Genomic DNA, 14,885 nt, shown 5'->3' on the forward strand with positions numbered 1-14,885 from the left:
CACTCCAATCGCTATGGAAGAAGGATTAAGATTTGCTATCCGTGAAGGTGGAAGAACTGTAGGTGCTGGTGTTGTTGCTAAGATTTTTGAATAATAGTATTGGGAGCTTAGGTTTATCCTGAGCTTCCTATTTTACTTTTAATATGGTAAATATTAAATTTATTTGTCTTCTTGACACAATATAATATTTATGATAAATTTAAATAGAATGCTCAAAAATAGTAATGTAGCACTTTTCTCAACTAGGAGGTGTAGAAGGTGAGAGTAAAGATAACATTAGCTTGTACAGAATGTAAGCAAAGAAATTACCACACAACTAAGAACAAGAAGAATGACCCAGATAGAATAGAGCTAAACAAGTATTGCAAATTCTGCAAAAAGCATACAGTTCATAAGGAAACAAAGTAATTTTGATTAAGGATGTGAATCTTATGGCAGCTAAATCAAATGGGGTAGTGTCATATTTTAAGGATATAAAGGCCGAATTTAAGAAAATTACATGGCCTACATTAAACGATGTAAAGGAATCAACTATAAAGACACTTGTGGTTATGTTGTTCTTTACAGTAGTAATAGCCGTATACGATTCAGTATTTAGTAACATACTAAAGGGTGTCCTCAATTATTTTAAATAAAAAGGAGGGAGGGACTATAGAGGTTAGTCCCTTAAGCTATGGCAGAAAGAGCAAGATGGTATGTAGTACACACATACTCAGGTTATGAAAATAAGGTTAAGGCAAACTTGGAAAAAACAATAGACAATAGAGGTTTACACGACCTTATTCAAGACGTTCAAATTCCTTTAGAGGATGTCGTTGAGACTAAAAATGATAAAACAAGAGTAGTACAAAGAAAAAAATTTCCTGGATATGTTTTGGTTAAAATGGTTATGACTGATGAGTCCTGGTATGTAGTTAGAAACACAAGAGGTGTTACTGGCTTTGTTGGCCCAGGCTCAAAACCAGTGCCTTTATCTGATGAAGAGGTTGAGGCAATGGGAATAGTTGAACCAGTGCAGCTTATAGATGTAGAAGTTGGTGAAAATGTAAGGATAATAAGTGGTGCATTAGAAAGCTGCATAGCCGAAATTAAGGAAATAAATTATGAAAAGAAAAAGATAAAAGCTCTGGTTAATATGTTCGGTAGGGAAACACCTGTCGAATTGGATTTTAACCAGATTGAAAAGATATGATTTCGCATTTTAAGGAGGTGTATAGAAAATGGCAAAGAAAGTAGTAGGTATGGTAAAACTTCAACTACCTGCAGGCAAGGCAACTCCAGCGCCACCAGTAGGTCCAGCATTAGGTCAACATGGTGTTAACATTATGGGATTCTGTAAGGAATTCAATGCAAAGACTGCAAACCAAGCAGGATTAATAATCCCAGTTGTTATCACAATATACCAAGACAGATCATTTAGTTTTATACTAAAGACTCCTCCAGCAGCAGTATTATTAAAGAAGGCAGCTGGAATAGAGTCAGGTTCAGCAGTACCAAACAAGCAAAAGGTAGCTAAGGTTTCAATGGCTAAGGTAAGAGAAATAGCTGAACTTAAGATGCCAGACCTAAATGCAGGTTCATTAGATGCTGCAATCAGCATGATTAAGGGAACTGCAAGAAGTATGGGAATTGAAATAGTTGAGTAATTTCCTGCTTTTTAGTGGGAGGTTATAACCGCTAATACCACATAAGGAGGGTTAAAGATGAGAAGAGGAAAGAATTATTTAGAAAGTGCAAAGCTTGTTGATAAAAGCGTGCTTTACAGTCCAAAGGAAGCTTTAGATTTAGCAATCCAAACTGCTAAAGCTAAGTTTGATGAAACAATTGAAGTGCATGTAAGACTTGGTGTAGACCCAAGACATGCTGACCAACAAGTTAGAGGAGCAGTTGTTCTTCCACACGGTACAGGAAAATCAGTTAAGGTTTTAGTATTTGCTAAGGGAGATAAGGCTAAGGAAGCTGAAGCTGCAGGTGCAGATTACGTAGGTGCAGAAGAACTTGTTGATAAGATTCAAAAGGAAAACTGGTTTGACTATGATGTAGTAGTTGCAACTCCAGATATGATGGGTGTTGTAGGTAGATTAGGTAAGATACTTGGTCCAAAAGGACTTATGCCAAACCCAAAATCAGGTACAGTTACATTTGATGTTGCTAAGGCAATAGCTGAAATCAAAGCTGGTAAAGTTGAATATAGAGTTGACAAGACTGCTATAGTACACGTTCCAATTGGAAAGAAGTCATTTGGAACTGAAAAGCTTCTTGATAACTTCCATACATTAATGGAAGCTATAGTAAAGGCTAAGCCAGCAGCAGCAAAGGGACAATACATCAAGAGTGTTACAGTTTCAAGTACAATGGGACCTGGAATAAAGATAAATCCAGCAAAGACTCTTGAATAATATATTGACACGCTGCTACGATTTTGATATAATAATAAAGTCGAACTGAATATGAAAAAAATGCCGTAGACAGTAGGTGCCATAGTGCATAACGGGAAACCAACCTACCGAGGTTTTAGATATGATATTTAGGCCTCTCTATGTCTACGGGAGGCCTTTTGTGTTATACAAAGGGCCTATATAAAAGACAAGGAGGTGTAAACGGTGGGCAACAGAGAGATTAAAGAAGCAAAAGTAAGAGAACTTGCAGAAAAATTCCAAAAAGCCCAAGCAGCTATTTTGACATCATATATAGGAATTACAGTTGAGCAAGATACTGAGCTTCGTAAGAGTATGAGAGAAGCGGGCGTTGAATACAAAGTTGTAAAGAATACTTTAGCTTTAAGAGCAGCTAAGGAAGCAGGTATTGAAGGTTTAGAACAATACTTTGAAGGACCAGTTGCTATTGCTTTTGGATATGACGATCCAACTGCACCAGCAAGAATCCTTGCTAACTTTGCTGAAAAGAATAAAGCAATACAACTAAAAGCAGGTGTTGTACAAGGACAACTATTTGACACAGCTAAGGTTGTTGAACTATCAAAGATACCACCAAGAGATGTTCTTATTGCAAAATTCCTTGGAAGTATCAAGTCACCATTATCAAGCCTTGTTTATGTGCTTGATGCTATTAGAAAACAAAAAGAAGAAGCAAATGCATAATAATTAAAATTTAGTGGAGGTGTTTTAAAATGACAATTCAAGAAATCATTCAAGCTATAGAAAATATGACTGTTCTTGAACTAAATGAATTAGTAAAAGCATGTGAAGAAAAGTTTGGTGTAAGTGCAGCAGCTCCTGTTGCAGTAGCAGGTGCAGCAGCTGCAGCAGCTCCAGCAGCTGAAGAAAAGACTGAATTCGATGTAATTCTTGCAAACGCTGGTGCTGAAAAGGTTAAGGTAATCAAGGTTGTAAGAGAATTAACTGGTCTTGGATTAAAGGAAGCTAAGGATCTTGTTGATAACGCTCCAAAGACTCTAAAGGAAGCTGTAAGCAAGGAAGAAGCTGAACAAATTAAGGCAAAGCTTGCTGAAGTAGGAGCAACTGTTGAAATAAAGTAATTTTAGATTAACAATAAAAAGGAGTTACTGAACTTAAGTTCAGTAACTCTTTTTGTCTTATACAGAGTTTGTAAGATGTTTTTTTATTTGTAAAATTAACTTATCAAGTATTAAATATTTGATTTATTTAGAATAAATTTAATAGAGCTTTTTATTATTATCTTGACATAAGGGACACATTATGGTATTATATTAAAATGCACGAATAATGGGATTATTATGCAATAAAATAATATATTTTGTATATTATTTTCATATTATGTAAAAAATATATAGATAGCTGATAAATATTTTATTTAACTTAATATATAGTGTCAATAGCCATTTATTAATACATAAGGGGTGAGATTTTAATGGTACATCCTGAAAACAACATTGTGCATCCTGTTCAAGTTGGCAAGAGAACAAGGATGAGCTTCTCAAAAATCAAAGAAGTAATTGACATGCCAAATCTTATCGAAGTACAGCTTAACTCATATCAATGGTTCTTAGATGAAGGGTTAAGGGAAGTTTTTGAAGACGTTAATCCAATCACAGACTACACAGGTAATTTAGTTTTAGAATTTGTTGACTACAAGCTGGACTATGACAATATTAAATATACTGTCGAAGAGTGCAAGGAAAGAGATGCAACATATGCAGCACCTTTGAAGGTAAAGGTGAGATTGGTTAACAAAGAGACCGGAGAAGTTAAGGATCAAGAAGTCTTTATGGGAGATTTCCCATTAATGACAGAACAAGGTACATTTATAATCAATGGTGCAGAAAGAGTAATAGTAAGCCAGTTAGTAAGGTCACCAGGTGCGTACTATGCAGAAACAATTGATAAATCTGGTAAAAGACTATACTCATCTACAATTATTCCAAATAGAGGTGCTTGGATAGAATATGAAACCGATTCTAACGACATAATCTACGTTAGAATAGATAAAACAAGAAAGCTACCTTTAACAGTATTTATTAGAGCACTTGGATTAGGATTAGATAACGAAATTATTCAATTCTTTGGAGAAGATGAACACCTAAGAGCAACTATAGAAAAGGACAGTACAAAGACAACTGAAGAAGGTCTTATTGAAATCTATAAGAGATTAAGACCAGGTGAACCACCAACAGTTGAAAGTGCTACAACATTAATAGAAGGTTTATTCTTTGATCCAAAGAGATACGATTTATCAAGAGTTGGAAGATATAAATTTAATAAAAAGTTAGCATTGGCTTTAAGATTAGCTGGACAAATTGCTGCCGATACCATTGCTCACCCTGAAACAGGTGAAATTCTTGTTGAAGAAGGTCAAAAAATATCAAGAGAAACAGCTTGGGCTATCCAAAACTCAGGTATAAATGTAGTTGATGTTCTTGTTGAAGGGAAAAGAGTTAAGGTAATAGGCAATAATTTTGTAGATATTCACAGTTTAAATTTACCATATGATTTAAGCGACTTAAATATTAGAGAGTTTGTACATTATCCTACACTTAAAGCAATATTAGATGAGTATCAAGATGAAGAAGATGTTAAGGATGCAATAAGACAAAATATACATCAATTAATTCCAAAGCATATTATTAAAGATGATATATTTGCTTCAATAAGCTACTGTCTAAACTTATCCTTTGGTATAGGATATGTTGATGATATAGATCACCTTGGTAATAGAAGATTAAGAGCAGTTGGAGAACTACTTCAAAACCAATTTAGAATTGGTTTATCAAGAATGGAAAGAGTAATAAAGGAAAGAATGACAATTCAGGATTTAGATGTAGTAACTCCACAACAATTAATTAATATAAGACCAGTAGCAGCAGCTATAAAAGAATTCTTTGGTAGCTCACAGCTTTCACAATTTATGGACCAAACAAACCCACTATCAGAACTTACACACAAAAGAAGACTTTCTGCATTAGGACCAGGAGGTCTTTCAAGAGAAAGAGCTGGATTCGAAGTTAGAGACGTTCACCACTCACACTATGGTAGAATGTGTCCAATAGAGACACCAGAAGGTCCAAACATAGGTCTTATAAACTCACTTGCAACCTATGCAAGGGTAAATGAATATGGATTTATACAAACTCCATATAGAATAGTTGATAAGCAAAATGGATTAGTAACAGATAAAGTTGTGTATTTAACAGCTGATGAAGAAGACCAATATATAATAGCACAGGCAAACGAACCATTAGATGAAAATGGAAGATTTATAGATAAGAGAGTTACTGCAAGAGCAAAGAAGGAGATAGTTGTAGTATCTCCAAATCAAGTTGATTTAATGGACGTATCACCAAAACAAATTGTTTCAGTTGCAACAGCTATGATACCATTCCTTGAAAATGATGACGCAAACAGAGCTCTAATGGGTTCAAACATGCAGCGTCAAGCGGTACCATTAATAAAGACTGAGGCACCAATTGTAGGAACAGGTATTGAGTATAAAGCAGCAAAGGATTCAGGAGTAATTCCTCTTGCAAAGGCAGATGGAGTTGTTGTAAGGGTTACTGGTGATACAGTTCAAATAAAGAGAGATGAAGATGGAAAGATAGATACTTATAAATTAATAAAGTTCAAAAGATCCAACCAAGGCACTTGCATAAATCAAAGACCTATTGTTAATGAAGGTGATAGAGTAAAGAAGGGCGATATCATAGCAGACGGACCTTCAATTGACCAAGGTGAAATTGCTCTTGGTAAGAACATACTAATAGGTTTTATGACTTGGGAAGGTTACAACTATGAGGACGCTATTCTTATTTCAGAAGAACTTGTTATGAATGATGTATTCACATCAATCCACATAGAAGAATACGAATGTGAAGCAAGAGATACAAAGCTTGGACCAGAAGAAATAACAAGGGATATACCAAACGTTGGAGAAGATGCTCTAAAGGATCTTGATGATAGAGGTATAATTAGAATAGGTGCAGAAGTAAGATCAGGTGATATACTTGTTGGTAAAGTAACTCCAAAGGGAGAAACTGAACTTACAGCAGAGGAAAGACTACTTAGAGCAATATTTGGAGAAAAGGCAAGAGAAGTTAGAGATACATCCTTGAGAGTACCTCACGGAGAAGCAGGTATAATAGTAGACGTTAAGATATTTACAAGAGAAAATGGAGATGAGCTTCCACCAGGGGTAAATGAACTTGTAAGAGTATATATAGCTCAAAAGAGAAAGATTTCTGTTGGTGACAAGATGGCTGGTCGTCACGGGAATAAGGGTGTTATTTCAAGAGTTCTTCCTGTTGAAGATATGCCATATTTACCAGATGGAAGACCACTTCAAATAGTACTTAACCCACTTGGTGTTCCATCACGTATGAACATAGGTCAGGTATTAGAAGTGCACTTAGGCCTTGCAGCATCAAAGCTTGGATGGCATGTAGCAACTCCTGTATTTGATGGAGCAACAGAAGAGGACATTGAAAAATGTTTAGAGCTTGCTGGATTTAGTCCAGATGGGAAGATAAGATTAAGAGACGGTAGAACAGGTGAAGAATTTGATAATAGAGTAACAGTTGGTTATATGTATATGTTAAAACTTGCACACCTTGTTGATGACAAGATACATGCAAGATCAACAGGACCATACTCACTTGTTACTCAACAACCACTTGGCGGTAAGGCGCAATTTGGTGGTCAAAGATTTGGTGAAATGGAAGTTTGGGCAATAGAAGCGTATGGAGCAGCTCATATGCTACAAGAAATACTAACAGTTAAGTCTGACGACGTTGTAGGACGTGTTAAGACATATGAAGCAATAGTTAAGGGAGAAAATATACCAGAACCAGGAGTTCCAGAATCATTTAAGGTTCTTATTAAGGAATTACAATCTCTATGTCTTGATGTTAAGGTGCTTACTGATGATAAGCAAGAAATCACAATTAAAGAAGACATTGAGGATGATTTAGAAGAAATGCAAGAAACTATGGAAAGTGTAGAGGGAATCTTCCCAACTGCACCACAGGAAGATATCGTTTATGAAGATAGTGAAGAAAATGAAGATATGATGGATGAAGACATAGATATAGGCTCCTTAATGGATGAGGATATAAAGATGGATGATTTTGGTATGGATGAAGATTTAGATAGCTTTGATGATTTTGAAGAATAATAAAATAGAGACTACCTACAAAATGTGTAGGTAGTCCATAATAAAAAATGAAGGGAGGATGTCCTCTTGTTCGAATTAAATAATTTTGATTCCATTCAAATAGGTTTAGCTTCTCCTGAAAAGATAAGAGAATGGTCAAAGGGTGAAGTTAAAAAGCCAGAAACAATAAACTATAGAACATTAAAGCCAGAAAAGGATGGTCTTTTCTGTGAAAGAATATTTGGTCCTGTTAAGGACTGGGAATGTCATTGTGGTAAGTATAAAAGAGTAAGATATAAGGGTATAGTTTGTGATAGATGTGGTGTTGAGGTAACAAAGTCAAAGGTAAGACGTGAAAGAATGGGACATATAGAGCTTGCAGCACCTGTATCACATATATGGTATTTTAAAGGAATTCCATCAAGAATGGGATTAATTCTTGATATGTCTCCAAGATCCTTAGAAAAGGTACTTTATTTTGCTGCTTATGTAGTAATAGACCCAGGCAATACTGGATTATCAAAGAAGCAAGTTCTTACTGAGAAGGAGTATAGAGAGGCTGTAGAAAAGTATGGTGAAGGTTCCTTTAGAGCAGGAATGGGTGCGGAGGCTGTTAAGGAACTTCTTCAAGAAATAGATTTAGAAAAGCTTGCAAAGGAACTAAGAGCAGATTTAGAAGGAAGTACAGGACAAAAGAAGGTTAGAACTATAAGAAGACTTGAGGTTGTTGAAGCCTTTAGAAAATCTAACAACAAACCAGAATGGATGATTTTAGACGTAATACCAGTTATACCACCAGATTTAAGACCAATGGTACAATTAGATGGTGGTAGATTTGCAACATCAGACCTTAATGATTTATATAGAAGAGTTATAAATAGAAATAACAGACTAAAGAGACTACTTGATCTTGGAGCACCAGATATAATTGTTAGAAATGAAAAGAGAATGCTTCAAGAAGCAGTAGATGCACTTATTGATAATGGCAGACGTGGAAGACCAGTTACAGGCCCTGGTAATAGACCATTAAAATCCCTTTCAGATATGTTAAAGGGTAAGCAGGGTAGATTCCGTCAAAACCTACTTGGTAAGCGTGTTGACTATTCAGGACGTTCTGTTATAGTAGTAGGACCAGAACTTAAGATGTATCAATGTGGTCTACCAAAAGAAATGGCACTTGAGCTATTTAAGCCTTTTGTAATGAAGGCACTTGTTGATAAGGGTATAACTCATAATATAAAGAGTGCTAAAAAGATGGTTGAAAAGGTTAACAACCAAGTATGGGATATACTTGAAGAGGTAATTCAAGACCATCCAGTACTATTAAACCGTGCTCCTACTCTACATAGACTTGGAATCCAAGCATTCCAACCAGTTTTAGTAGAAGGACGTGCAATCAAGCTTCATCCTCTTGTATGTACTGCATATAATGCAGACTTTGACGGTGACCAAATGGCTGTTCACGTACCATTATCAGTAGAAGCACAGGCTGAAGCAAGATTCTTAATGCTTGCAGCTCATAATATGCTAAAACCTTCAGATGGTAAGCCAGTTACAGTTCCATCACAGGATATGGTACTTGGTTCTTACTATTTAACAATCGAAAAAGAAGGTGAAAAGGGAGAAGGAAAGTATTTCTCATCACCAGAAGAAGTGCTACTTGCTTATCAGTTAGGAGAAGTAGGAATACATGCAAAGATAAACGTAAAGGTTACTAAGGAGATAAATGGTCAAAAGGTTAGCAAGATAATTAAGGCTACTCCAGGTAGGATTATATTTAACGAAGCTATTCCACAAGATATAGGATTTGTAGATAGAACAAATCCAGATAATATGTTTGATCTTGAAATTGATTTCTTAGTTGATAAAAAGCAATTAGGTAAAATTGTAGATAGAGTTTATAAGAAACACGGACCAACACAAGCCTCAATAACTCTTGATAAGATTAAGGCACTTGGATTTAAATTCTCAACAAGAGGTGCTATAACAGTTTCAGTTTCAGATATGATTATACCAGAGGCTAAAAAGGAATTGCTTGCTCAAGCAGATGCTAATGTTGATGAAATCCAAAAGATGTTTAGACGTGGTCTTATATCAGAAGAGGAAAGATATAATAGCGTTATAGATACATGGACTAAAACAACAGAAGCAGTTACAAATGCTCTTATGGATAGCTTTGATAAGTTAAACCCAATATATATGATGGCACATTCAGGAGCAAGAGGTTCAAAGAACCAAATTAGACAGCTTTGTGGTATGAGAGGACTTATGGCAAACCCATCAGGTAAGATTATCGAGCTTCCAATTAGAGCAAGTTTCCGTGAAGGTCTTAACGTGCTTGAATACTTCATTTCAACACATGGTGCAAGAAAAGGTCTTGCAGATACAGCATTAAGAACAGCAGACTCAGGTTACTTAACAAGAAGACTTGTTGACGTTTCACAGGATGTTATAGTAAGAGAAGAGGATTGTGGAACTCACGAAGGATTCTACGTTGAAGCTATAAAGGATGGAAATGAAGTAATTGAACCACTTAAGGATAGAGTATATGGTAGATATGCTGCAGAGGATGTTATAAATCCTGAAACAGGAGAGGTACTTGTTGCAAAGAATGAATATATAACTGAAGAAGTAGCAAACAAGATAGAAAAGCTTGGAATACAAAAAGTTAAGATTAGAAGCGTATTTACTTGTAAAACAAGATATGGAGTATGTTCAAAGTGTTATGGTATGAATATGGCAACAGGGGATAAGACAAACATAGGTGAAGCAGTAGGAATTATTGCTGCACAATCTATCGGTGAACCTGGTACTCAGCTTACAATGAGAACATTCCACACAGGTGGTGTAGCTGGTGCCGACATTACACAAGGTCTTCCAAGAGTAGAAGAGCTATTTGAAGCAAGAAAACCAAAGGGACTTGCAATACTTTCTGAAATTGGAGGACTTGTTAAGGTAACTGAAGATAGAAAGAGAAAGTTAGTAACAGTAACTTCAAATTCAGGAGAAGAGAGAGTATATCCAATACCATATGGTTCAAGACTTAAGGTTTATGATGGTCAGGTAATAGAGGCTGGTGACCTTTTAACTGAAGGTTCAGTTAACCCACACGATTTAATTAGAATTAAGGGTGTTGAAGCTGTTAGAGCATACCTACTTGCAGAAGTACAAAAAGTTTACAGAATGCAAGGGGTTGAAATTAACGATAAGCACCTTGAAATTATAATTAAACAAATGATGAGAAAGATAAAAATAGAAGATGCAGGAGATACTGATTTATTGCCTGGAAGCCTTGTAGATATGTTCGAGTTCGAGGAAGTAAACAGAGAAGCAGAAGAAAAAGGTTTAAGAAAGGCAGAAGGAAAGGTATCATTACTTGGTATTACAAAGGCTGCACTTGCGACAGATTCATTCCTATCTGCAGCATCATTCCAAGAAACAACAAGAGTTCTAACAGATGCAGCAATAAAGGGTAAGATTGACCCACTTGTAGGATTAAAGGAAAATGTTATCATAGGTAAACTAATACCAGCAGGAACTGGTATGACAAAATATAGAAGTATACAAATACACACAGCAGAGGAAGAAAATACAGATGCTGATTTAACAAAATAATAACATACTATTGTTGACACATTGAATATTAGGTGTTAAAATTAAGTTTGTGTGACTATGGGACAGCATTTTGCTGTCCATAGTCAATGTTATTTTTGCCTTTTTAGAGGGTGGTAAAATGAGCGGAAAGTTGCCAAACAAAAAGATTGTAGGAGCCAAGCAGACATTAAAGGCAATAAAGCAGGCAACTGCAAAAATTGTATATGTTGCGAAGGACGCAGATAAAAAAGTGACTCAACCAATAATCGATCTATGTAGTGTTAATAAAGTTGAATTGGTAGTTGTTGAAAGTATGGAAGAATTAGGTAGATTGTGTGGTATCGATGTTGGTGCGTCTGCAGCATGTATTTTAAAGGATTAGCTTAAACATTATTTTTATATAATGTGTTTCACTTTTGGAAGGAGGTGCACATATGCCAACAATTAACCAGCTAGTAAGACTTGGAAGAGAAAAGGTTGAAAAGAAGTCAAAATCACCAGCTCTTAAGGCTTGCCCTCAAAAGAGAGGAGTATGTACAGTAGTTAAGACTACAACTCCAAAGAAGCCAAACTCAGCGTTAAGAAAGATTGCCAGAGTAAGGCTAACTAATGGAATTGAAGTTACTGCGTACATTCCTGGTGAAGGACACAACCTACAAGAACACAGCGTTGTTCTAATAAGAGGTGGAAGAGTAAAGGACCTTCCAGGTGTTAGATATCACATCGTAAGAGGTACTCTTGACTGTGCTGGTGTTGCTAACAGAAAGCAACAAAGATCAAAATACGGTACTAAGAGACCAAAGAAGTAATTTAATATTTAGTGCTGTGTGCAATGCAATGAAAGCTCCTTCTAGGGTTATATAGATTGCATTAACAGAGCACTTTGCGGCGAAAGCCGAGTACCGATGAACTTAAATTCTAATGTTAAGGAGGGAAGAAAAGTGCCAAGAAAGGGTTATGTTCCAAAGAGAGAAGTACTTCCTGATCCAATATATAATAGCACTGTTGTAACAAAGCTTATCAACAAGATTATGTGGGACGGGAAGAAGGGCGTAGCACAAAAGATATGCTACGATGCATTTGAAATAATAAGAGAAAAGACAGGAAAGGATCCACTTGAAGTATTTGAAGCTGCAATGAACAACGTTATGCCAGTTCTTGAAGTTAAAGCAAGAAGAATAGGTGGAGCAACTTACCAAGTTCCTGTTGAAGTTAGACCAGATAGAAGACAAACACTTGGTATCAGATGGTTAGTTGATGCAGCAAGAAATAGAGGAGAAAAGTACATGAGACTAAGACTTGCTGGCGAAATAATGGATGCAGCAAACAACACAGGTGCTGCTGTTAAGAAGAAGGAAGATACTCATAAGATGGCAGAAGCAAACAAGGCGTTTGCTCACTACAGATGGTAATAAATTTATAAAAATCACCCTAAATGCACATAATGTTAATGTGCATTTAGGGTTTCCCTATATACAAATAGTATCCTAGAGAGGAGGAAAAATAGTGCCGAGATTAGTACCACTTGAGAAGGTTAGAAATATAGGTATAATGGCGCATATAGACGCAGGTAAGACAACAACTACAGAACGTATTCTTTTCTATACAGGAAGAACTCACAAAATAGGTGAAGTTCACGAAGGTGCTGCTACAATGGACTGGATGGTACAAGAGCAAGAAAGAGGTATCACTATAACATCAGCAGCAACTACATGTCAATGGAGAGGCCATGTAATAAACATAATAGACACACCAGGACACGTAGACTTCACAGTTGAAGTTGAAAGATCACTTCGTGTACTTGATGGTGCTGTTGCTGTATTCTGTGCAAAAGGTGGAGTTGAACCACAATCAGAAACAGTATGGAGACAGGCAGATAAGTATGGTGTTCCAAGAATAGCATACGTTAATAAGATGGATATAATGGGTGCTGATTTCTTCAACGTTGTTCAAATGATGAAGGACAGACTTGGTGCAAAGCCAGTTCCAATACAATTACCAATAGGTAAGGAAGATACATTCAAGGGTGTAATTGACCTTATTGCAAATGAAGCACTTATATACACAGATGACCTTGGAACAACTTCAGAACATACACAAATTCCAGAAGAATTAAAGGAATTAGCAGAAGAATATAGAACAAACTTAATAGAAGCTGTTGCAGAAACAGATGAAGAATTAATGATGAAGTACTTAGAAGGTGAAGAATTCACTGTTGAAGAAATTAAAGCAGGACTTAGAAAGGCTACTATAGCTGGAGAAATAGTTCCTGTTTGCTGTGGTTCTTCATATAAGAACAAGGGTGTTCAACCACTACTTGATGCAGTAGTTGAATTCCTTCCATCACCAGTTGATATTCCATCAGTAAAGGGTATCAATCCAGATTCAGGTGAAGAAGATGAAAGACATGCAAGTGACGAAGAACCATTATCAGCACTTGCATTCAAGATAATGGCTGACCCATTCGTAGGAAAGCTTGTATTTACAAGAGTATATTCAGGAATTCTTACTGCAGGAACATATGTATTTAACTCAACAAAGGGTAAGAAGGAAAGAATAGGAAGACTTGTTAAGATGCACGCTAACCACAGAGAAGAAGTTGAAGAAATTAGAGCTGGGGATATCGGTGCAGTAGTTGGATTAAAGGAAGTTACAACTGGAGATACTCTATGTGATCCAGATAAGCCAATAATCCTTGAAAAGATGGAATTCCCAGAACCAGTTATCTCTGTTGCAATAGAACCAAAGACAAAGGCGGGTCAAGAAAAGCTTGCACTTTCACTACAAAAGTTAGCAGAAGAAGACCCATCCTTTAGAACATATACAGACCAAGAAACAGGTCAAACAATCATTGCAGGTATGGGTGAGCTTCACCTTGAAATTATCGTTGACAGACTTCAAAGAGAATTCAAGGTTGAGTGTAACGTTGGTAAGCCACAAGTTGCTTACAAAGAAACAATTAGAAAGGCTGTTAAGGCTGAAGGTAAGTTCGTAAGACAATCAGGTGGTCGTGGACAATACGGTCATGCTTGGATTGAACTTATACCTCAAGAAAGAGGAAAGGGATATGAATTTGTTAACAACATCGTTGGTGGTGTAATACCAAAGGAATATATCCCAGCAATAGATGCAGGTATCCAAGAAGCAATGACAAGTGGTGTTGTTGCAGGATATCCAGTTATAGATTGTAAGGTTGTACTATTTGATGGATCATACCACGAAGTTGACTCTTCAGAAATGGCCTTCAAGATTGCAGGTTCTATGGCATTTAAGAACGCAATGCAAAAGGCAGACCCTGTTCTTCTTGAACCAATAATGAAGGTTGAAGTTGTTGTTCCAGAAGAATATATGGGAGACGTTATGGGTGATATCAACTCAAGAAGAGGAAGAATCGAAGGTATGGAACCAAGAAATGGTGCTCAAGTTATAAGAGCATTTGTTCCACTTGCAGAAATGTTTGGATATGCAACTACTCTACGTTCAAGAACTCAAGGTAGAGGAACTTATGTAATGCAATTTGCAACATATGAAGAAGTTCCAGCAAGTATCCAATCACAAATAGTTGGAGAAAGAAGCAAGGAGAACTAATTTAATTGATTTATTTATAAAGGTATAAAGGAGGAGAAGAGAAATGGCAAAGGCACATTTTGAGAGAACCAAGCCACACGTAAACATAGGAACAATAGGACACGTAGACCACGGTAAGA

Annotated in this window: 13 protein-coding genes, 1 pseudogene and 1 other annotated feature; all 14 genes and pseudogenes read left to right on the forward strand. The window is 36.3% G+C overall.

The annotated features are described in order from the left end of the window. Positions 1–94, forward strand: a pseudogene (locus tag A3M9_RS14490) (elongation factor Tu); the annotation flags it as partial. A 164-nt stretch (positions 95–258) separates the two neighbouring features. After that, positions 259–408: a 50S ribosomal protein L33 gene (gene rpmG / locus A3M9_RS0111035; RefSeq protein WP_027309270.1), complete on the forward strand. Its 150-nt coding sequence runs from the start codon at positions 259–261 to the stop codon at positions 406–408. 23 nt (positions 409–431) lie between these two features. Further along, on the forward strand, positions 432–635 hold the full coding sequence (secE, locus tag A3M9_RS0111040; RefSeq protein WP_027309271.1) for a preprotein translocase subunit SecE: 204 nt from the start codon (positions 432–434) through the stop codon (positions 633–635). Between the two features lie 38 nt (positions 636–673). Continuing rightward, positions 674–1,192 (forward strand): transcription termination/antitermination protein NusG, encoded by a 519-nt coding sequence (nusG, locus tag A3M9_RS0111045; RefSeq protein WP_027309272.1) that lies wholly within the window; start codon positions 674–676, stop codon positions 1,190–1,192. Positions 1,193–1,220: 28 nt separating this feature from the next. Then, positions 1,221–1,646: a 50S ribosomal protein L11 gene (rplK, locus tag A3M9_RS0111050; protein ID WP_027309273.1), complete on the forward strand. Its 426-nt coding sequence runs from the start codon at positions 1,221–1,223 to the stop codon at positions 1,644–1,646. A gap of 57 nt (positions 1,647–1,703) precedes the next feature. Next, positions 1,704–2,399, forward strand: coding sequence for a 50S ribosomal protein L1 (rplA, locus tag A3M9_RS0111055; RefSeq protein WP_027309274.1), 696 nt, complete (start codon positions 1,704–1,706; stop codon positions 2,397–2,399). A 45-nt stretch (positions 2,400–2,444) separates the two neighbouring features. Continuing rightward, positions 2,445–2,570: a sequence feature (ribosomal protein L10 leader region), on the forward strand. A 33-nt stretch (positions 2,571–2,603) separates the two neighbouring features. After that, positions 2,604–3,101 (forward strand): 50S ribosomal protein L10, encoded by a 498-nt coding sequence (gene rplJ, locus A3M9_RS0111060; RefSeq protein ID WP_027309275.1) that lies wholly within the window; start codon positions 2,604–2,606, stop codon positions 3,099–3,101. 29 nt (positions 3,102–3,130) lie between these two features. Further along, entirely contained in the window at positions 3,131–3,499 is a 369-nt protein-coding gene (rplL, locus tag A3M9_RS0111065; RefSeq protein ID WP_027309276.1) for a 50S ribosomal protein L7/L12, read from the forward strand. A 374-nt stretch (positions 3,500–3,873) separates the two neighbouring features. After that, positions 3,874–7,605, forward strand: a complete 3,732-nt coding sequence (gene rpoB / locus A3M9_RS0111070) for a DNA-directed RNA polymerase subunit beta (protein WP_027309277.1) — start codon at positions 3,874–3,876, stop codon at positions 7,603–7,605. 66 nt (positions 7,606–7,671) lie between these two features. Further along, a complete protein-coding gene (gene rpoC / locus A3M9_RS0111075; protein ID WP_027309278.1) occupies positions 7,672–11,199 on the forward strand; it encodes a DNA-directed RNA polymerase subunit beta' in 3,528 nt (1,175 codons plus the stop codon). 118 nt (positions 11,200–11,317) lie between these two features. Continuing rightward, complete coding sequence (locus tag A3M9_RS0111080) at positions 11,318–11,560, forward strand: ribosomal L7Ae/L30e/S12e/Gadd45 family protein (RefSeq protein WP_027309279.1); 243 nt, start codon at positions 11,318–11,320, stop codon at positions 11,558–11,560. Between the two features lie 52 nt (positions 11,561–11,612). After that, complete coding sequence (rpsL, locus tag A3M9_RS0111085) at positions 11,613–11,987, forward strand: 30S ribosomal protein S12 (RefSeq protein ID WP_027309280.1); 375 nt, start codon at positions 11,613–11,615, stop codon at positions 11,985–11,987. A 132-nt stretch (positions 11,988–12,119) separates the two neighbouring features. Beyond that, a complete protein-coding gene (gene rpsG / locus A3M9_RS0111090) occupies positions 12,120–12,590 on the forward strand; it encodes a 30S ribosomal protein S7 (RefSeq protein WP_027309281.1) in 471 nt (156 codons plus the stop codon). A gap of 94 nt (positions 12,591–12,684) precedes the next feature. Further along, positions 12,685–14,766 (forward strand): elongation factor G, encoded by a 2,082-nt coding sequence (gene fusA, locus A3M9_RS0111095; RefSeq protein WP_027309282.1) that lies wholly within the window; start codon positions 12,685–12,687, stop codon positions 14,764–14,766. Positions 14,767–14,885: the final 119 nt, after the last annotated feature.

Origin of the sequence: Caloramator sp. ALD01 (assembly GCF_000472625.1) — a bacterium.
Classification (GTDB): domain Bacteria; phylum Bacillota; class Clostridia; order Clostridiales; family Caloramatoraceae; genus Thermobrachium; species Thermobrachium proteoclasticum.